Source organism: Dokdonia sp., from assembly GCF_039945015.1.
Taxonomy (GTDB): Bacteria; Bacteroidota; Bacteroidia; order Flavobacteriales; family Flavobacteriaceae; genus Dokdonia.
In genome coordinates, this window is the sequence record NZ_JBDUXP010000001.1 from 16,089 (window position 1) to 39,736 (window position 23,648).

A 23,648-nucleotide genomic window follows, 5' to 3' on the forward strand; every position below is an offset into this window, starting at 1 on the left:
TTGTATTAAATAATTAGTTCTTTTTGAGTCATATACTTGGAAACAAATCGGATTACTTTGTAACCTACTTCTGAAGTAAGATCTCCCAATGCGCTAAACATCTTTTGGCATTAATATTTTATTAGAAATAATAGATTCTATTTCTTGATAATTTTCTTTTGCCATTTCAAAATTGCTAGGGTTTAATATTTTCTTCTTAATATCCTTATTAAATAATTTTGCTACCCTTTTTATTTCCTCGATACTTATCCCATTATGGACTAATCTCCATACGTTTTCAAAGTCAAAATCGTGTTGCGGCAACCATGTAACATTCTTTATATTACAAAATACTTCTTCCACATAATTACTAGCCGTATTAGAGTCCATAGTGGAATGAGACCAAGTAAATCCCTCTCCCTTAATATCATACTTTTCACGTTGTCTCCATATAGGTGTAATGTGTTCACAGAACCACATCTGAGTTCTGAAAAAATCTAATCCTGAATTTTCAATGAAATCTATAGTCTCCTTAATTGTACTTTCATTCTCGCCAGGGAAACCAGTTATGAATGCACCAAAAGTTGTTATCCCTGCTCGTTTTAGAAGTTTGATCCCTTTTTCATATTGTCTTACTTTTGACCCCTTATTCATATTACCTAAAATAGTGTCGCTTCCAGACTCTATTCCCAAAAATACTCCCTCGCATCCACTTTCTTTCATTAGCTCAATAGACTCTTCATCTGCAAATTGACATCTATAATAAGAATGCCACTTAAAGTCAAAGTTGCTTTTGATCATTAATCTTAATAGTTCTTTGAATCGCTTCTTGGGCACATTAAACGTATCATCTATAAAGTAAATACTTTTGATTTCTGGATTGAACTTAACAAGTTGGTGTAGCTCTTCAATAACCATTTCTGGGGGCACAGTTTGATATTTCCCTGCGTTTTCAGGGAAACCACAAAAGGCACAGGTAAACGGACACGATATAGCAGTACGAATATTAACATATTCTTTGTTGTCAGATTTGAACAAGCTCCAATCGACCATGTTTTCGTTTAAAGTATTTTGCTCTGCCTTCATTTTGTTTTTAATCAACTTACCATCCTCTATATAAAAAACATTCTCTATATCATCGATAGGATCATTGTTCTTTATAGCTTCGATAAGGTTTACCATTGCTCTTTCTCCTTGCGAACTATTAATATAGTAGTCCCCTTTTAAAACATGTTCTGCAACATAGGCGATATAATCATCATCATGAGTTCTACACATGGTAGAAATATAAGGTCCACCAATAAATATTTTCACCTTATCATTTAGAGAACGTATAAAGTCCACAATTTCAATTATCGGAGTCGGTGTCACATATAACGTTGTAAGAAGTGCAATAGACAACACCTCTTTTTCTGTTAAGATTTTTTCTAATCGCTCTTTCTCAAGATCAACCGAGGTGATGTAATCAAAACTTGTATTCCGTTTATTCAAATAAGTACCCAGATATGAGATTGCCGCGTTAAAAGTATTACTGTTTCTAACTATCTTATCTTCTACAGAGTTTTTGTTCAAAATAGAATTGTATAATTCCGTTAGTGAGTAGTTATTCCCTTCTAGGGTTACGAAACCAAGATTAAAATCTCTATAACTACCAGAGGTAACTCCTCCTGCTTTTAGCGCAGAGTGAATTTCACTTGTTCCCATTTCATAATGGCCTAAGATCAAACAGTCAATTTTCTCCATTTCAGGCGATTCATTTATATTTTTCATAGTTATCCTTGTTTTAACGTAAGATTTATACAATTGGTTTCCTTATATATTATTGATTTAAGAGGTGAAATTTTGTTTTAACATTTCTAAGCCTAGTAAAAGCTGTTCATTTTCAATAGATTTTAAATGATCTCTCACCAAGTCGAAATTAGTTTCGTTAACATAATTTTCAGTAAGTGCAATGGTACTTTCTAAGTTATATACTTGGTGAAACCAATCCCCAGGGGTAAACATTATTTCTCCTGGATTTTGAACCGCGTAATACCCATTCAACCCACTAGCAGAAGGAAATAAATAGCCTGGAAAGTCAGGGTGAAACTGATTGCTATATAGATTCTCCTGCTCTTCAGGAGGGAAAAAGAGCCATAATTTTTTTCCCGTAAACAAAATGTTCCAAGCATTGGTCTTTAAAATATCTATATGAAGTTTCGAGTAGGAATTTTTTGGTCCAATATAAATCCACTTGAATCTAGGTCGTTGTTCAGCGGGTAATGAATCCAACCAAGATTGAAAATGGGGTAAAACCTTATACTCCTCCAACAATTCAGGATGATCATCTTCAAATTCCCAATTCTTAAAATAATAAGCATGTTCATCATCGGTCTCTTGCATATATTCTATGAAGTCTTCAAACCTCATTTCTTTTGTATAAGCATCCGAAGATCTTGTTATCTCAATAATTTTATCTGCAAACCTTGCTTTAAAGGCTGACAATGACCACTTCGTGGTTGCCGGCCAATCTTGAGACATTTTTTCAATCACTAGTGGTATTTTCGGAATCGCATATTGATTGTTAAAATCCGACAAGGAAATTTCGCTGATTCTTTTAATAGGTTTGAACATTTTCTTCGCAGTTTCAATCATGATTTTTAATTTTAAATTTATAATTATGTATTTAACTAAGTGGATTGCCCATTGCTACCAATATCTGACGCTCTCCTTCATAAGGCATCCTTCCATGGGCGAATAGCATATTATCTAAGAGTAGCACATCATTTTTCTCCCATTTAAAGAGAATCAAATTTTGTTCGTAGGCTTCTTTAATGGCCTCTATTACGTCTTTTTCTATCTCACTTCCGTCACCATAAAAACTGAGAAATGGTAAATCATCTTCTGAGATAACTTCAAGTATAAAGTCGTCCAATAGATGCTTACTATAAAAATATGCGTGATTGAACCAAACAGTTTCATTTGTTGCAGGATGTTTCTGCAATGCTGGCCTTACCCAACTAATACGTAAGCTATCATCTCCTATCCATGAATATTTAACTTTTGTTTTGTCCAACATTTCCTCGAGCTCTATTTTTGATTCAACTTGATAAATTTCCTTCCAAGTCATTCCAACTCCAGTTTGAATATTTCTGATATACATGACACCTTTCTCTTCAAACTTTTTTATAATACTAGCATCCAGTGAATCCATCACTTTTCTCACATCTGCGATTGGTGTTTGCCCTCCGATATTCGATACTACATTTGCATAAAAGCAAATTCTATTCGCCCAGAGAGCGCTATAAGATGATTCAGTATGCATATGAATTTTTTGGTTATTCGGATAATCTGTAGAGGTATATACATTACCAACCACGGTATGACGTGGAGACGTTCTTTGTTTGTATTCAATTTCCTCTTCAAAAATAAAAGGCAATAAATTATTGAATCCTTCAGATCCTTCCACCTCAAATCCGCGAAAAAGCATGGCTCCATATTCTAATAGATTTTGGTCCACCCAATCTCTGTTATCCGTTAAAAAAGTTGTGAGGATATTCCTAGAATTATTTTTAATTAGAATTGGATATATACCAACTTCTTTTGGGAACTCAATTTCATTCCCATCCTTTATAACAGGTTGATTTTCCTTAATTTTCATATTGTATATTTTAGTTTTACTAAATGATTGATTCAATCAAAATTCTATAAGATTTCAATTGACAGAATAATATATATAGTGGAATAGATAGGTAGTTCTAGATTATCAAAAATCTTTAAATTATTGTTCTATTGGTGATTTTTGATTCAGCTTCAGTTTCCAAAACTGCTTTTTCCATGATTCTTGCGGCTATAAATTCAATAGTATTATTATTAAATAGTTCTTCCATTGAAAATTTAACGTCGTATTGCCAATCAAGTTTATCCATTAGAAGCATCAACGTCAAAGAACTACCTCCCAGCTTGAAAAAAGATGTTTTTGTTCCTACTTTTTGAAATTGGATTCCTAGCACTTCTGACCAGATTTGAGCGAGATTGTTTTCGAGTTTCCCCTTAGGTGCAATGTAAGTTTCATCTATGGTAAATCTATCGATATTTAACAAGGCGTTTTTGTCAAGTTTGCCGCCTGAGGTTAAGGGTATGTTTTTTAAGGAAACAAATCTAATTGGAATCATATATTCGGGTAAGCTATTTGATAAGTCCTTTATTACCGTTTCAACTTCAATATCTTTGTCCGAAACATAGTACGCATTAAGTGAACCATCCAAGTCATTTTCTATCAAGATTACAGCAACCTCCTTAATATACTGTTGCCTCAAAATACACTGTTCTATTTCGCCTAATTCTACCCTATACCCTCTTATTTTTATCTGGTTATCAATTCTACCTAGAAATTCTAAGTTCCCATCTTCTAACATTCTAACTCTATCTCCAGTCCTATAAAGGATTTCTGAATGTACCTTCGGAAGGTAAACGAGTTTTTCAGCGGATAGCTTATCATTGTTTAAATATCCTGATGTAACCCCTTTACTAGAAACATAAAGCTCTCCCTCCATTGCTACCGATAAATCATTATTGTTTTCTTCCAGAACAAATACTTTTGTATTTGAAATGGGCTTACCAATCGGAACGCTATGGCCATTGTCTAATTGCGAGTTAAATCTATGGATCATACAACCTACAGTAGTTTCAGTTGGTCCATACTCATTATAAATATTAATTTTTCCAGCAAATAATTCAATAGTTTTTATAGCTACTTCAGTAGTCAAGTTCTCTCCTCCAACAATAATTTTCTTCAGTTCTAAATTCTCCAACAATGATTTAAACACAACACTAGTCTTATCTATTTTACGCAGTAATAGTTTCAGATGTGATGGTGTAACTTTAAGGACTTGGGTTTGGTTGTCCATAATGACTTTTTCAACAATGAATTCGTCAGAGTTTTGTCGGTATAAAACAATGCTTTTGCCTGTAACTAATGGAACGAATATCGATGTAATGGACATATCGAAAGCTACATTTGCATGAAGAGATATTGAATTACAACCATCATCAAAATAGGTCTTCGAAGCCCAAGTTATATAATGGCACAAATTATCATTTGTAATTTTTACTCCCTTTGGCCTACCGGTTGTACCGGAGGTATATAATATATAAGCCAAGTCATATGAAGAGCTTTCATTAATAATTTCACCTCCTTTGGGGTGATTAAAATCAAATTCCTCTAATAAATCTATTCCTTCTTGAAGGCAATAATCTTTCAATTCTTGCCCATTATTTATGTATTCGGTATCAACAAATAAGAGGGACGTCCTGCAATCATTCAGAATAAACTTGTGCCTATCGATTGGATCATCTAGATTCATAGGCACAAAGGCCTTTCCAGATTTCAAAATGGCAATTAGAATTACAATTAGATCTGCCGTCCGTGGATATAAAACGCAAACTTTGTCTGTTGATGAATAGTTTTGCTTAAGATAATGAGCTAGTTTATCTGATCTTTCCCCTAGATCTTTATAAGATAAAGATGTCTCTCCATCTTTTAAGGCTATACCCATTGGAGTTTTCTGTACCTGTCGATTGAGAATATCCACTACTGTTTCATGTGGCGTCTTGTTATTTTCTTTGCGCCTTTCCCCAACAAGTTTTAAATTCCCCTGTACGGGGGCTTTTGAAAAATCCTTGTCTTTTTCTCTAGAGTTTACAAGTAATGGTGGAGCGGCTTCCGATGTTACGTAGTCTTCTTTGGCATGTGTTAATTCTAAAAATGAAAAGCCAGTTACGTAACTTTTCTTAATCCACTTCACCGTGGAAAAGGATTTTTTAGAACGGCGATCCAACAATTCAACTTGGTCCAATGCACCTTCGTAATTCTTCATAAATAGCGCTACTGCATTTTGGATTGATTTGCCTAAGGCAGCTGCCACTTTAGATATAGGTCCATCGTGATAAACCAACTCAAGATTATACCCATCTTGGACCACACTCACATTACATGTTAGCGTATAATTTGTAATCGACCAATCGTTAAAATCAAATTTATCTGCAATCGAATTTCCTCCATCACCGGATTCCTTGTAGATATGAAAATCCATATAGTTAAAAATAGAATCGAAGAGAAAAGAATTTTGATGATATTCTTTAAATCGTGTTTTTTTGATTTCTTGTAGCGTTACCTGCCTATATTTATATGCATTTTGCAACTTGGTATTTACAAGTCTGACTAAGTCGTCATAGCTATGTTCTTTATCAAGAAAAACCCTTACAGGAACTGTATTTAAAAAACAACCCAATATTTTGTCTCCATCCTCCATTTCCGGTCTATTATTGGTTACCATTCCAATTGTAATATCGTCTTGTTTGGTAAAATAGTAGAGGGCAAAAATATATGCAGAGAAAAAAATGGACTTTATATCAACATTCATCACCTTAGCATAGTTCTCAAGAGAAGTTTTTTGTTCATTAAAAAAAGGAAAACTTAAATAGCCAATTTTTGAAATATTTGTTTTCAAGTTAATATCCCTGAATTGAATTAACTTATTGTTGGTCATCTCGTCTTCCCAAAATGCCTTGCTTTCCCCGCTCTTTTTATGCAATAATTCTTGAATAACGTAATCCTTATAATTGGACTTCAATAGTTTAGGCTGATAGGTTTTATTTTCGGCGAGTTGCATGTAAGTATTATGCCATTCGGTTTTGAACGAGGCATCGCTCCAACCATCTATTATAGCGTGATGAACTACCCAGACTACGACAATTTCATGTTTATTAAGAAGAAATACATGAATTCGCCAAAGTGGAGGCTCAGTAATGCCAATAGGATTCCTTTTATCATCATCAAGAAACTTTTGTATCGCTATTTGTTGTTCACCGTTTTTGACGTGAGATAGGTCGCTCATTTCTATGTTAGGCTCAATTTCGTGATACGCAATCTGAACGGGCTTTACATGCGACCTTAAATCAAAGCAAGTACGGAGAATACTATGTTTTTTAACCAGAATCTTTAAGGCTTTTTTAAACCGAAGAAAATTGAAATTCTTATACTTCATCGGCTCTATCATCTGATCATGGTAAAGTGCAGAGTCTTTCTCTCTTCTGGCGTGAAAAATCATACCAAGTTGAATTTCACTAATTGGATAAACATCATCAATTTTATCGCTATCTTCTCTTTCACTTAAGACTTGTTTTTTTAAATGATTTATCTCTTCTACTACTTTTCTATATTCAAAATCATTTTCTTCAGGAATATCGTCTTGGAAAATTGCTGAAAATTCCTTGATAGATGGATTGGTAAATAAATCGATAACCTTAAATTTTTTCGAATATTCCCTGTTTACTTTTGCTATCAATCGAATAGCTCGAATCGAATCACCACCAGCTTGGTAAAAATTAGTGTTCGTCCCAATATTCTCATTTTCTAAAACTTCCTTCCACAATTGTAAAAACTCTTTTTGAAGTTGATTAGATGGTAATTCTTTGTAATCAGAATATCCATCTAATTTTAAGTTGTAAAGAGACTTCTTATCTAGTTTTCCACTATCTGTGACGGGTATTTGATCAAGTGCCACAAAATGGGTTGGAACCATATATTCAGGTAAATATTTTAAGCAATGTTCTCTTAAAAGATTTGAAGAGAGATTATTTTTTCCAGTATAATAGCAAACTAAGTAATTACTTCCTTCTATATCCTTTTTCACCAAGACTTCAGTCTCTTTTAAATCTTTATGGAAAAGAATTCGATTTTTAATCTCTCCTAATTCTATACGGTGCCCCTTAATTTTTACTTGATCATCTGTTCTTCCTAAATACATTAGATCCATATTGGGCATAAATAAAGCGACATCTCCCGTTCTATACATACGGTTGGCGTGAAGTTTAGGAAGCTCAATGAATCGCTGTGCATTTAAATCTTTATTACCCAAATACCCCTCCGAAATCCCATCTCCTGAGATGTATAGCTCCCCAACGAATCCAATTGGTGCAACCTTCATATTGCTATCTAAAACAAATACTTGAACATTGTCAATTGGCTTACCGATAGGGACACTTTTGCCTTTATCTATATCTGGAGAATACTTGTGAAAAATACATCCAACAGTAGCTTCTGTTGGACCATATTCATTATATATTTCCACTTTTGCACCAAACAGATGGTGAATTCTATGTGCAGTTCGTGATTCTAGTTCTTCTCCACCAACAATAAGTTTTTTTAGACTTAAATTAGATACTAAATCTTTGGTCTCTGGGTCTTTCATCCAAAACTTATGTAATAAAAGTTTTAAATGAGAAGGCGTTAACTTTAGAACACTGGTAGAATTATCTAAAAGTATTTTCGGAATTATGAATTCGTTGGCCTTTTCCATGTATGAAATAACTTTCTTTCCACGCACTAGAGGCGCAAAGATAGATGTGATCGTCATGTCAAATGCAATATTCGAATGTACTGCCATGCATGCACTCTCATGGTCTAAATAGGTTTCAGCTGCCCAAGTTAAATAGTTAGAGAGGTTTTTATGAGTAATTTTAACGCCTTTGGGATTCCCTGTTGTGCCTGACGTATAAATGATATAGGCAAGGCTGTCAAGTAGAGGAACATTAACTGCTGTCACAGGCTTATAACCTACTAATACGTTCTCTGTTATTATTTCTATTTTCTTTTCTTTACAAAAATCGACCAACGCAGTTTTGTTGGAAAAATTAACTTGATCGGTTAACAAAATATCTACATCGCTATCTGTCAAAATATATGTAAGTCGGTCTTCAGGATCATTTAGGTTCATGGGTACGAAAGCCATACCTGCCTTTAAAATTCCAATAAGAAAAATAATCGTGTCCGCGTTCCTTTGATGAAAAATGCCCACCTTATTAGCCAAGGGATATTGACTTAAAAGGAATTGGGCAATGAAATCTGATTTTTGAGATAAAGTCTCATAGGTATAGGACTGATCGTGATCTTCTAAAGCAATCACATGAGGATAATCAGTTACTACCTTTTCAAATAATTGACAAAAAGTTTTGGTGATCGCCTTAACAGGTCCATTGGTGATTTCTTTAATTTTTGTGTATTCAGTGGGAGTCATCAACTCTAGATTCTCAATAGAAACATTAAGACGTGTAAACGACAAGAAAAGTACGCGTTCTATTTTCTGAACAATATCGATTATTGATTTCTCGCTATATACTTTATCATTGTAATTTACTTTAATTCGAAGTTCATCTTTTTCTTTGCAAAATAGAAAACTCATGTTCCCTTGATATTTACTAATTAAATCATGATCTTGGATATTTTCCAGAACTATGGAAATATCAAAAAGCCTTGATGGTTGCCCATTCAATAGCTGAAAGCCTAGTTTTTCATTTAATAAATGTACAGGGTATCCTGAATTTTCAATCACAGCTTGGAGTTCCGCTTTTGTAGTATTTAGCAGATCTAGAAACATCGTGTTATCAAATACCGAAAGGTTCAGAACAAGAAAAGGAGTTACTAGGTTTTTTAAATCTTTTGAATTAAAGAGCGGAGTCCCTAATGATATCAACTCACTTCCCGTACTGCGCGAAATGACATAACCCAAGGCTGAAGACAGAAATGTAAAAAGTTTTAGGTTGGCTGTAGGGCATAAATTATGAAGTAATTTATAGCATTTTTGTGAAAGCTTTGTATCATACGACTTCAAATCAATTGAATCGCTTTCCTGAATATTATCAAAAACGAAATGAGATAAATTGTTTCGCTGAGAAAGCTTTTTTTCCCAGTACATTTTTTCTCTTGTTTTTTCATTGGAGAGAATTACAAGATCATTTTTATTAAGCAAGGAAGATTTCATATGAAAAAAATATATGTTATTAATATTAAGACCTGTGAAAACAAGTCTAAATCAGTAAACAGAAAAGTGGCTATAGATTAAAATCTAATATCATCCAACTCGTTAAGAATATCAGCATTGGTATTCGATATTTCTTTACTTTCTACTAAGCTGATGTCGCCAATCCGAATTCGAGAGTTGTCAAGTATTTGACGTGTAATTTCAAAAATATATTCAAGGAATTTCTCTGCAGTACTTTTGGTAAACAGTGCTTCATTATACTCTACCATGTATGTCAAATGATTTTTATTATCATTTACTTGAAAAGTAAAATCCCACTTAGATGAAGTAAAATCATACTCATAACCTTGAAGTTCCAGCCCCTTGAAGTTCACATCCGACTCCTCAACATTCTGTAAAACAAACCACACATCGAACAAAGGGCTTCTGCTGGGATCTTTGGTAATCGATAAATCTTCCACCAATTTCTCAAAGGGATAGTCTTGATTTTCAAAAGAGTGAAGCACAACCTCCTTAACATTAGCTAAAAACTCGTCAAAACCTATTTCGCGTTTCGGAAGGATTCGAAGTGCCAAGGTGTTAACAAACATTCCAATTAGCATTTCTGTTTCGATCTTGTTTCTACCGGAAGTTGGCGTTCCAATAATGATATCTTCGTCTCCAGATAACTTTGATAATAAAACACCATAGATAGCCAAGGTCAACATATAAAGGGTACACTTGGATTCAGCACAAAGTTCATTAAGCATTTCGGTCATTTTTCCTTCTATTTCCATTGTAATTCTGCGACCACCAAATGTTTTAAATTTAGGCCTTGTGTAATCATATGGCAAAGTCAAGATAGGTAGCTTGTCTCCTAACAATTGTAGCCAATATTTTCTACGGTCTTGTTGAATTTCCCTTTGCTTAGAACTATTTTGCCACTCCGCGTAGTCTTTGTATTGTATAGGCAGTTGCTGAAATACTTTATCAGCATATATGGTCTGAAGCTCATTTACGAAATTCGCAAAGGAAAATTCGTCAGTAACCAAATGATGCATATCAATGACCATTACAGTTAGCTTTTCCCTGTCTTTTATCTTAAACATATAAACTCTAAGGAAGGGTGGTTTCTGTAAATCAAAAGGCCGAATTGATTTGTCGATATTGCTTTTGAGATCTTTTAATTCTATACTCTTGGTTATTAACTTGATTTTATCCACGGACCAAATTTTCTGAACAGGTTCCTTATCCAATAAAAAAATGGATGTTCTCAAAACTTCGTGCCTTTTTATAATTTTATTTATCCCCAATTCGATCTCATCTATATCGATATTCCCTTTAACCTGAAAAACTTGGGTTTCATTGTAACCCGTACTATCCTGATTCATTTCCTGAATTATGAACTGCTTCCTCTGTGCAGATGAAAGGGAATAGAACTCTTTTTTCTCCGCCCTAGGAATAGGATAATAGTGACTTACCTTACCTTGATCCATATAACTGATAATCGCTTTTATAGTTGGATTCTGGTAAAATATATCTATAGGAACATCCACTGAAAATTGTTGTTGAATTTTTGATATTAAGTGAATCATCTTTAATGAATCTCCACCTAGTTCGAAAAAGCTATCCTGTATACCAATCTGGTGATAACCAAGTTGTGAACTCCATAATTTTACAAGTTGCTTCTGTGCTGTTGTAACAGCAGGTACATATGGTGTTATAAGTTCGGGCCTGTCGTCTATTTTTTCAATGACCTCATCGTTCAAATCATTATCTTGTGATAAATCCATATTTACCCATTTGTCAATTCTGACCTGAAGCTCAGTTAATGAAATAATAATTTGGTTCACACTATTTTTTGTAAATACATAATCGAGTGCTTTTAATCCCTCTTTTTGTGTAATTAAAAAATCTCCAGTATTCTCGCTCCAACCATCCCAATTCACGCTTAACCATTTGGTAGTTCCTCCAGCAAAAGCACGAGATTCAACATAAGCGTCCAACATTGCATTAGCACCAGAATAGGCATAAAATCCAATACCTCCGAGAATGGATGCTAAGGAAGATGTCACTATGATAAAATCTAACTGTCTGTCTTCAGTAGCTCGGTTCAAACAGATTAAGCCCTGTATTTTCGGACTTAATTGGGCAATACAATCCTCTTTGACGGCCATTGATATGGGTTTTTCCGCAGTTTTATCATTCGAAACACCAGCTGCATGAATAATTCCGTTAAGCTTACCATATTTACTATATAACTCATCAATAAAACTAGCTACCTCGGTTTCGTCAGTTACGTCAACCGTGTAATATATCAGTTTACCTCCAGATTCTTCCAGACTAAGCAATTCCTGGATAAGTTTCCAGTATTTTCCTTTTTTATTTATCGTATCCTCCCAAGTTTTTTGAGGAGGCAATTTCTTTCTTCCGCAGATAATAACAGTTGCACGACATGAGGCAATAAGATACTTGGCATGGGTCATCCCAACCTGGCCCGTTCCCCCAGTGATAAGATAAACGCCATTATCTACTAAGTAAGAGTTGTTTTCACCTTCCGAAATGGCAAGCTTTTCAAGATGAACAGTCCATCTCATACCATTTCGCAATGCTACTACTCTCTCATTAGATATAGTAAAAATTTCTTTCCCTATAATATCAGGATATATTAAATTATCCATTCCAATAGCATCAATATTCAAATCAATGAGTTTACAATACAATCTGGGAAACTCTTGTTGAATAACTTTAATACTTGAAGTAAGTATATATCTTTCCAGATCTTCATTTTCAGAACCAAGTACTTGAAATACATTATTGGTCAAAAGAACAAATGGTATTTGTTCTTTTGCTTCCAAAGCATTCACAGATTTACATAGATTTAGGATTGTATAATAATCATTATAACCATTTTTAGGACAAATGTTATTCTCTTCGGGAGATTCAAGCGACCAGAGGTAAAGAATTCCTACAGAATTATCAGTACCTTCATTCACTTCCTTAAAAAGCCTCTCCCAATGTTTCTTCTCGAAAGGATTCACAAAATATGTATCACTTTTTACGATACTGAATTTTTCTGCTTTAAAAACCTTGATCAAAGGATGCCCTTTTAGAACTGGAAGGTTTTCAATTTTATTAGAAACCTTATCTTCATTAGTAAATACCAACCATTTCATTTTTCCTTCAATTGTATTTCCATTAAGTATTTCGCGTTTCCAGGAAGGATAATTAAACCATTCTTTTATCGATAGACGTCTATTACTACTTTGATTGGATAACATCTCATAAGGATCAATATCGATCCAAAATCTTTTTCTTTGAAAGGGATAAGTAGGAAGTGAAATTTTGTGCCTTCCTTGAATCCAATTCTGTTTCTGCCAATCTATTTTTAGTCCATATAACCAAAGTTCCCCGATTTTGTCCTTAAGATAATCTTCATCGGCTATTTTTTCTTTTTTGTGCCTCATTAGATTAATCACACGATGATTTTCAGTTTTATTTTTGTTTGATTTTAAAAAGGAACTTAGACTTCTACCAGGTCCTACCTCTATAAAAATTACTTTATCCCTCTCCAATAACTTATCAATACTATCATTGAATCTTACGGTCTTTCGCAGGTGATCGGACCAATAGTCAGCTGACATGGCTTGCTTATTTGTAATCCATTTTCCCGAAATATTGGATACAAAAGGAATTTCAGGAGTGTTTCTTGGAATACTCTCTAGAACTTTTTTAAAGTCATCAAGTATAGGGTCCATCATTCCTGAATGGAATGCATGCGAAGTGTTTAACTGTTTTGTCTGATACCCTTTTGTAATAAAAATTTTATTAAGTTCTTCTATTTCCTCTTTTCGTCCTGAAATCACACAGTTGTCAGTGGTATTTATGACGGCGATATCTACTTTTGAATTTTTAAGCATCGGAATGATGTCGCTTTCACGAACATCAACACTGAGCATTATGCCTGATGGTAAACTCTGCATTAATTGCCCCCTTAGAATCACTAATTTTAATGCATCTTCTAGTTTAAAGACTCCTGATAAACAAGCAGCTACATACTCGCCGATACTGTGACCAACCATCATATTGGGTTGAATTCCATAGTTAATCAAAAGTTTAGCTAACGAATATTCTATTGAAAATATTAAAGGTTGGGTATATTTGGTTTCATGAATCTCTTTTTTGGATTTCTTGTTGAACAGAATTTCCGAAATATCATCATTACCTCCATTAATTTTATTGATATGTTCTAGGCATTGATCAAGTTCGGAGGCAAAGAAAGTATTAGTTCTATAAAGACCCAATCCCATATTTACGTATTGAGCACCTTGTCCAGGAAACATAAAAACAATTTCTTTTTTCCCCGTTTCACTTCCGAAGTATTTTGTTTTTTCTTTGGAATGCAATAATGGTATGAGCTCAGAAATAGAAGAACATGTAGTAGTACTTTTATAATAAAAATCTTTTCTTCCTATTTGAAGAGTAAGAGCCAAATCATCAAAGTTCATTGTTCGATTTTCATCAAGAAACTCTGCAAGATTAGTAGTCATTTCCTCCAATGCCTTTTTGGTTTTGGCTGAAAGATTGATAAGTCTTGTCTCTCCTGTGGATTCAGAGATTTCTTTTAAAGGAGGTTCTTCTAAAATCATATGGGCATTTGTTCCTCCAATACCAAATGAACTAACGGCGCCTCTTAATGGCATATCTTCTGCAAGCCATTCTTTGAGAACTGAATTAACATAAAATGGTGAATTCTCAAACTTTATTTCTGGATTAGGTTTCTTAAAATGTAGACTTGGCACTAATTTTTTATTTTTTAAACATAGTGACAGCTTTATCAAACCAGCTATTCCAGCAGCGGTGTCCAAATGACCTATATTTGTTTTTACAGAACCGATTCCGCAAAAATTCTTTTTCTCAGAGTTATAGGCTTTACTTAAGGCTTTTATTTCTATGGGATCTCCTAGTTTTGTCCCTGTACCATGAGTTTCAATATAAGATACTGATTCTGGTCTAACCTTACTGAAATGTAATGCCGATCGTATAGCAGAAGTTTGTCCAGAGACACTTGGAGCCGTATATCCTACCTTAATCTGGCCATCATTATTAATGGCACTTCCTTTAATTATGGCATGGATATTATCTTTATCTTGTTCGGCTTTTTTTAATAGTTTTAACACTACTACCCCACAACCTTCACCATTAATAGTTCCACTGGCTTGTTCATCGAATGCCCTACAGTGTCCGTCTTTGGAACTTATCATACCTTCTTGATATGTGTATCCTAATTGAGGTCTATACATCATGCCAACACCTCCTGCAATAGCAATTTCACATTCACCCATTAACAAAGACCTACATGCCAAATGCACTGCTACTAGAGAAGTTGAGCAATTGGTATGCACCATATAACTTGGCCCTGTTAAACCGAGTTTATAAGACACTAATGTAGATATGGAATCTTTGGTATTTAGTTGACCTCCGTCAAAATCACCTATTTCTGCCAACTTTCCTGATACTTGAGTTAGGAATTCCCAATATGTCGAAGGGGAGGCACCGGCAAATAGACCTATCCTTCCTGGAAATGTTGAGGGAACGCAAGCGGCATCTTCGAGAGCTTTCCAAACAGATTCGTGAAATATTCTGATTTGGGGATCCAATATCTCGGCTGACTTTGGTGTATATTGGAAGAAATCCGCATCAAAAAGGTCTTTATCCGAAAGAACCCCGCCCTTACAATTGACAAAATTATCAGCGATGACCTGACCTTTTTCAATCATGTCGTTAAGTTCCTTTTCATCAATAAATTCTAAAGATTCTTTACCTGACTGAAGGTTTTCCCAAAACTTGCTATAATTAGTGGCGCCAGGAAATCTTGCATCCATTCCGATTACGGCTATTTCAAGTCCGCTACGCTCCAATTTCTTAGTCCTTATTTCCATCTTTGATTAGATTTAACGTGTTATTCATTATGTCAAATGATTCTTCCTCAATAAGACCAAAAGCATCATTGGCGCTTTCCACTTCTTGTTCCGATTGTATGAATTCGCAAAAAGATACTATGGTGGGGTACTCGAAGAATGTTGCTATTGCAACATCCATATCCACTGCCTTATTGAATTTACTTCTCAAGTACATAGTCTTTATAGAATCTCCACCCATTTCAAAGAAATTATCCTTTGTGCTAATTTTATCTATAGGACGGATGAGTACTTCCGACCAAATTTCTGTAATTATAGATTCTATTGCATTCTTTGGAGCTATGTATGCTTCCTTACTATCCATTGCTGGAGCCGGTAATCCGATTTTATCAATCTTACCATTAGGTGTCAGTGGAAATTCTTCCAAATGAATATAGAAGAAAGGAATCATGTAATCAGGCAAAGACTTTCTCAATTCCGTTATTATCCGTTTTTCCTCAATTGCGTTAAGGGCAATATAATAACCGCATAAATAGTTACTTCCATCCTCTCGCTCCCTAACTGAAACAACGGCCTTTGTAATTTCTTTTATATTCAACAAGGACCTTTCTATTTCTCCAATTTCAATTCTAAAACCACGTACTTTAATCTGATTATCAGAGCGACCTATAAACTCCATATTTCCATCATCCAACCATCTAGCAAGATCGCCTGTTCGGTAGATTCTACTTCCAGAAATAAATGGGTTTTCCAAAAATCGCTCACTGGTAAGTTCCGCTCTGCCGAAATAACCTAGTCCAACTCCCAATCCGCCAATATATAGATCTCCTGGCACACCTATAGGTAGTACATTCATGTCGGAATCCAGCACATAAAATTGCATATTCCCCATAGGTTTGCCAATTGGAACATGTCCAGTTTTAGGTAAACTTTCAAGGTTTGTTTCGTAAAAACTTGTGTCAATAGTTGCTTCGCTAACACCATAAGAATTGATAATTCGTATGGTGTTGCCAAAATCTTCTAACAATCTTCTAAAATCATTGACATGTAGTATATCTGACCCAATTATAAACAATCGCATGAAACTTAAATCCAGCTCATTTTGCTTGATGTAATCCATTAATGGAATTGCTAATGCAGGGGTGGTTTCCATAATACTGATAGACTCTTCTCGTATAATCTCATATAACTCTTTTGGATCTAAACGAACATCTTCTGGGCAAATAACCATCTTTCCACCATTGAGAAAAGCTCTTGAAATATCTCCTGAAAAGACATCAAAAGAGAAACTTGCCATCTGCAGTAAATTAACTGGGATTTCATCCAACCTATATGATTCTTTCCAGGTATGACTAACATTTATGTATTGCTCATGTTGAATCATTACTCCTTTAGGATCCCCAGTAGACCCAGAAGTGTATAACATGTATAGCATATCTTTTGCATTGTTGACTATTTTGGGATTGTGAGTCGGGCACGCATGAATTTGTGGATTTTCGATATGCACAATTTCACCTGCAAATGAATATACAGATGATAGTTTTTCACTAGTAAGTAAAACAGGGGCTTTACTATCATCTAAGAAAAATTCGATTCTTCGAGTCGGATAACTAGGATCTATAGGTAGATAAGCTGCTCCAGATTTTACCACCCCCAAAAGCACTACTACCATTTCCATTGAACGTTCTAACATTATACCAACCACTTGATTAGGAACAATTCCATTGCTTCGTAGATAATGGGCAATCTTATTGGATTTTTTGTTAAGCTCATCATAGGTCATTCTCTGTCCATCATGGACTAGAGCTATGCTATCAGCAAATGTTACAACTTGTTGCTCAAAAAGCTCCTGTAAAACTTCGTCTTTAGGATAGTCTCTACTGCTATCATTGAAAACTTTCAATATTTGCTGCTTTTCTTCTGAAGTGACTATTTCCAGTTTACAAACGTCGCTTATGGGGTCTTTTATCACCTGGTAAGCCAAATTGAATAAGTGTGACATTAAGCGATCTACGGAATCTTCACTGAATGCCAAAGTATTGACTGCAACTACAAAGTTAATTTCCTCTCCAGGCATTATGGTAACTGTAAGATCATAATTGGTTTGCTCATATATTTCCACAGAAGAAATGTTAAAGCCCGAATCTTCAGATTTACCACTGGTCGAGTCTTCCAACTCCTTTGATACAGGATAGTTCTCGAATACTAGCACATGGTCAATTAATTCGTTCTTCAACGGGCTCAGAGATTGTATATCATGCAAAGGAATATGATGAAATGGCTGTGATTCCAAGGAAACAGCTTGAAGATCTTGAATTAGCGACCCGAAATCCTTGTCAGAAATATTTATGCGGATGGGAACGGTATTAATAAACAAACCTAATATGTCTTCGACACCGTGTAAGGCTGAAGGTCTACCAGACACAACCGAACCAAATACCACCTCTTGTCCACCGTTATATTTAGATAACAATATCCCCCAAAGAGTCTGTATCAATGTGCTAAGTGTAGTCTGATGAGTATTTGCAATTCTTTGGAGGGCCGAAGTTATTACCTTGTCGAGACTGTATTCTTTTTCTTTTTGTATAAAGTCCTTGGTGACCTTTACTTTACCTGGAATGTAGAGTCGATTAGCATATCCAGCCAGATAGTCACTCCAATAGGACTGCCCTTTTTCGTGATCTTGTTCGATAAGCCAAGAAATATAGTTCTTATAAGGCACCACATCCTTCAACAGAGGCTCTCGATTGAATTGGAGGCTCTTGTATATCTCCATAAATTCTGACACAATAATTGCCATACACCAACCATCCATTAATATATGATGGTGACTCCATATGAACTCATATTCGGTATTCTCTATTTGAAATATACGTACGCGCATTAAAATGTCCGTATCCAATTCAAAAGTATTCTCCCTGTCACTTTCCTTAAATGTGTGTATTAGACTACTTGTGGCTTCCTCATTACGAATGTCATCAAAGGAAAAATCTATTGATCTTGACTTTAACAGTACTTGAAGAGGACGCTCCAGATCCTCATGGACAAATGCGGTACGTAATATTGGATGACGCTCAGTAAGTAACTCTAAACTCTTTTTGACAGCCTCTATATTCAAGGAACCTTTTACAGAATAAGAAATTTGCTCAAAGTAGGCAGCAGATTCATTATTCAACAGTGAGTTAAAAAGCATGCCTTCTTGCATGGGGCTCAACGGATAAATTTCCTCAATATCATATAAACGTTTCAAATCGTCCAGTTGGGAAAAGGAAAGATCTTTGTACAGATAATCACTTGGTGTGAACTCGCGGGTCTTAACCCTAAGGCAAGCGTCTGCAATTTTTTTCAATTGATTTTGATAGTTTTTTTTAAGGTTGTCAATAGTTTTCTTGAAAAAATGTTTTCTATTGAAGAAGAACATTATTTCCATCTGGTTTGACTGGACTAGGGTTGTGACTTCTAGTACATGTTCCATCCTCAAATTCTTATTTTGGGATATTCCTGAACTTTCCTTAGCCAAGGAAAAATCACCGTCTTTAATATCTGCACCGAACCCTCCTAAATAATTGAAAGCTATCTGCGGCTTAGAAGTTTCAAATTCTTTATAATCATTAGTAAGAAATTTGTATATCCCGTAACCTATGCCTTTATTCGGAACCTTACGAAGTTGCTCCTTAACATTCTTTATATGACATGAAAGTTCTGACTTAGAATTAGATTGCATAAGGACAGGATATAGGCTGGTAAACCATCCAATAGTTCGACTTATATCTACACCTTCGATTATTTGTTCTCGTCCGTGACCTTCCAGAGTAAGTAAGAACTCGTCCAAAGAAAAACACTCCAGCACGCTTAACGCTAGACCGGCCAATAAAAGATCATTGATTCCAGTACCATAGGCTTCGTGCGCCTCGGTTAAAAGTATCTTTGAGAGTTTTGAATCCAAGGTAAAAGATGTCATTTCAAAATCGGATAAACGATTACTTTTACTTTTTTTATCTTGGTGAAACTCTTTTAGTTTCAAACCATCAATCTCTCTCCAATAAAACAACTCTTTCTTAAAAGAATTATTCTCGACATATTTTACCAGATGTGAAGCCCAATCCTTATATGATGATGTTTTGGATGGGAGTGAAATCTTTTCCCCTTTCCTATATTGATCATACATCGACTGAATATCTTCGAATAGAATCCGCCACGAAACCCCGTCGATAATCAAATGATGAATCACTATGAAAAGGCGATCTCCGTCGTCTAACTGAAAGAGAGCGGTCTTCATTAAAGGTCCATTTTCAAGATCAAGACTATTCTGATATTCCTCAATGAGGGCAGCCATATGTCCAATTTCATTTGATACACCGCGTAGATTATGAATATCGAAGACCAATGAAATATCTAAATCAAGATTTTCTTGTATAACTTCCTGTCCGACGATACGATATCGCATCCGTAACGCATCGTGATGGGTATGAAGTTTCTGTAAGATTTGACGAATCGCTTCTTGGTCAAATCCTTTATTATTAAAGAATAATACACTTTGATTATAATGGTACTTATACGGACTATCTATATTTAAATCAAAAAAATGCCTTTGTATTGGAGTAAGTTCCACTTTGCCTGTCACAGTACTTTGATCAATTACCTCAGTAACTTCTATTACAAAACGTGACAGTTCACTAATAGTAGGATATGTAAAAATCTCCTTCATTGTCACACTATAATCATTAGCTTTTAGGCGTGACATAATTTGAATCGCCTTGATGGAATCTCCCCCGATTTCGAAAAAATTATCGCTAGTGCCAATTTTATCAATAGGTCGCAAAAGTAATTCGGACCATATATCTATAATGGTCGATTCAATTTCATTTTTTGGTGCTTTATAAGCTCCAATAGTTTCTATCTCATAGTCAGGCAAAGCTTTTTTATCAACTTTACCGTTAGGTGTCAAAGGCAAGTTATTCAAATGAACGTATGCAAAAGGTATCATGTAATCTGGCAAGGTGTCCTTTAGTTGTTCGACAATCTGTTCCTTCTGAATAGGACTCGAAGCTATATAGAATGCACACAAGTATTTACTTTCATTTTTATGCTTCTTAACTACTACAACCGTTTCTGTTATTTGTTTAATTTTCAACAAATTACTTTCAATTTCTCCAAGTTCGATTCGGAACCCCCTAAGCTTAACTTGGTCATCCAATCGTCCAAAGAAATGTATGTTTCCATCTTCAGACCATTTTGCTCTATCTCCTGTATTATATAATTTTTGGCCAGGAGTAAACGGATTTTCTATGAACCTATCTTTAGTAAGTTTTTCATTTCCAAAATATCCAAGTCCAACCCCTAGGCCTCCTATATATAAATTTCCTTCTACCCATTGAGGCAATAGATTTAAATTGTTATCCAGTACATATAAACTCATATTTCCTAAAGGTTTACCAATAGGGACATGCCCGTCGATTGGTAGATCTTTGATTTTTGCTTCGTAATAACTACTATCTATAGTTGCTTCAGTAACACCATAAGAATTAATTATTCGCATAGACTTCCCAAAATCCAGTAATAGTTGTTTAAAATCTTGTACATGGCACACATCAGATCCAAGAATTAGCAATTCAAGAAAATCTATATCTAAACTATTTGATTTCACATATTTCATCATTGGAAGAACAAGTGATGGTGTGGCTTCAAAAATACTTATGGATTCTTTTTTTAGAATTTGGTATAGCTTTTCAGGATCAAGTCTTACATCTTCAGAACATATGACCATTTTTCCTCCGTTGATCAATGCTCTGGATACATCCCCAGAAAAAACATCAAATGAAAAGCTAGCGAGCTGTAATAGATGTACTGGAATCTGTTCCAAATTATAAGATTCTTTCCAAGCATAGGTTGCATTTAAATATTGTTTATGCTGAATCATGACTCCTTTTGGATTGCCTGTAGAACCAGAAGTGTAGATAATATATACTAAATCATCTGGCTTATTGACTATCAGTGGATTTAGCAATGATTGTGAATCAAACTCAGGGTTTTCAATTTGAATAACTTGCCCTTTAAAAGCAAGTGGTATAGTTAGGTTTTGGCTTGTAAGTATAATTGAAGCTTGGCTGTCCCTTAAGAAATGCTCAATTCTTTCCAATGGATAATTAGGATCTATTGGTAAGTAAGCGCAACCAGCCTTTATCACACCCATAAGAAACACCACCATTTCTAAGGATCTTTCAAGCATTATACCAATTACCTGATCTGGAACAACTTTTCTTGCTCTAAGAAAGTGTGCTATCTGGTTTGCTCTGTTATTAAGTTCCAGGTAGCTCATTTTCAAATTTTCATAAACTAGGGCTGTTTGATTTGGGTAAAGTTTTACTTGTTCCTCAAATAGTTGTTGAATTAGCTTGTCTTTTGGGTAGTTCCTGTTCGTTTTATTAAAAGACTCTATTATCTGTTTTTTTTCTTTGGGAGTTATTATTTCCAAATCATCAATAGCTACAGATGAATTAAGGATTGTCTGCGATATGAGATGGAACAGATGTGTCATGAACATATCCATAACTTGCTCACTATATACATTAGTGTTGACAGCCACTAAAAAGCGAATTTCTTCTCCAGGTACAACAGTAATGGTCAAGTCATAGCTTGTTTGTTCATATACAGCTGCATCCGCAATGACAAATCCTAAATCTGAGTTTTGGTCAGAAAGATCGTTCTCTATTTTTTCTTTAACTGGGTAGTTCTCAAATACGAGTATATGATCTATTAATTCATTTTTTAGTTCACTTAAAGCTTGAATCTCATGTAAAGGTATTTGATGGTGTTGTTCCGATTTTAGAATATTATCCTGAACATTCTTCAACACAGTTTCGAAATTATTACTAGCGAAGTGCATTCTAACCGGAATAGTATTGATGAAAAGACCAACGATATCTTCTACACCATTTAATTCGCTTGGTCTTCCTGAAACTACCAAGCCAAATACGATATCTATTTCATTATTGTATTTTGACAACAGTATTCCCCACAAAACTTGTACAACCGTACTCAGAGTAGTTCCATGATTTTCAGCAATTTCATAAAGGTTCTTACTTAGAGTACTATCTAGAACATAAGTTTTTTCATGTTGAACAAATTGTTCGTCTTTTTTTATAGATCTTCCAGGGATAGTTAACTTGTTCCCATACCCTTTTAGGTATTCGCTCCAATAGCTCTTTCCAACTTCTCCATCTTGTTTAAAAAGCCAAGAAATATACTTTCTATAGGGTATAACGTTATTTAGTATTGGATTTTGTTTTAAAATAAGTCCCTTATAAATTGTAAGAAAATCATCAATAAGAGTGCCCATGCACCATCCGTCCATAAGAATATGATGATGGCTCCAAATAAATTCATATTCAAAATCATTAATTTGAAATATATTTACCCTCATCAATACATCGGTACTTAGATTAAAAGTATTGCTTCGATCATTGGCTTTAAAAAGATTAAGTAATTCTTTTGTATTCTTTGTGCTTCTTATATCTTCAAACGAAAAGTTAATATGTCTTTTTTTGAGCAATATCTGAAGAGGGCGGGTAACTTCATCATATACGAATACAGTTCTAAGTATCTCGTGTCTATTAGCTAAGATAAGGAGACTCTTTTCGATGGCTATGATATCAATAGTGCCCTTAACTCGATATGAGATTTGTTCAAAGTATGCGCTCGATTCCGCATCAAGAAGTGAATTAAAGAACATGCCTTCTTGCATTGGGCTCAAAGGATATATATCCACTATGTCGAATTGCTTCTGCAATTTATTCAGTTGGGAAAAAGAAAGGGTTTTGTACAAATAATCACTTGGAGTATATTCCCTTGTTTTAACGGCAAGGCATGTTGTCGCAATTTCCTTTAGTCGGAGGAGGTAGTGTTCCAAGAACTCCTGAATGGTCTTTTGGTGATACTGAGTGGAGTTATATAAGCATGTGATTTT

The 23,648-nt window shown here is 34.8% G+C and carries 6 protein-coding genes; all 6 read right to left on the reverse strand.

Annotated features, from left to right (window positions below; translation table 11 throughout):
* Positions 1-93: 93 nt before the first annotated feature.
* The 6 genes from ABJD27_RS00035 to ABJD27_RS00060 all read right to left on the reverse strand — a co-directional run bounded on the left by ABJD27_RS00035 (position 94) and on the right by ABJD27_RS00060 (position 23,450).
* The gene (locus tag ABJD27_RS00035) at positions 94-1,749 is read right to left on the reverse strand and encodes a PhpK family radical SAM P-methyltransferase (RefSeq protein ID WP_348170245.1); all 1,656 of its coding nucleotides are present in this window, start codon (positions 1,747-1,749) and stop codon (positions 94-96) included.
* Positions 1,750-1,806: 57 nt separating this feature from the next.
* Positions 1,807-2,613: a cupin-like domain-containing protein gene (locus ABJD27_RS00040; protein ID WP_348170248.1), complete on the reverse strand. Its 807-nt coding sequence runs from the start codon at positions 2,611-2,613 to the stop codon at positions 1,807-1,809.
* A gap of 31 nt (positions 2,614-2,644) precedes the next feature.
* Positions 2,645-3,619: a TauD/TfdA family dioxygenase gene (locus tag ABJD27_RS00045; protein WP_348170251.1), complete on the reverse strand. Its 975-nt coding sequence runs from the start codon at positions 3,617-3,619 to the stop codon at positions 2,645-2,647.
* 115 nt (positions 3,620-3,734) lie between these two features.
* On the reverse strand, positions 3,735-9,782 hold the full coding sequence (locus tag ABJD27_RS00050; RefSeq protein WP_348170254.1) for an amino acid adenylation domain-containing protein: 6,048 nt from the start codon (positions 9,780-9,782) through the stop codon (positions 3,735-3,737).
* A 77-nt stretch (positions 9,783-9,859) separates the two neighbouring features.
* A complete protein-coding gene (locus tag ABJD27_RS00055; RefSeq protein ID WP_348170257.1) occupies positions 9,860-15,703 on the reverse strand; it encodes an SDR family NAD(P)-dependent oxidoreductase in 5,844 nt (1,947 codons plus the stop codon).
* Positions 15,687-23,450 carry an amino acid adenylation domain-containing protein gene (locus ABJD27_RS00060; RefSeq protein WP_348201985.1) on the reverse strand — a complete coding sequence of 2,588 codons (7,764 nt, stop codon included), beginning with the start codon at positions 23,448-23,450 and terminating at the stop codon, positions 15,687-15,689. The genes ABJD27_RS00055 and ABJD27_RS00060 overlap by 17 nt, the downstream gene beginning before the upstream one ends.
* Positions 23,451-23,648 lie beyond the last annotated feature (198 nt).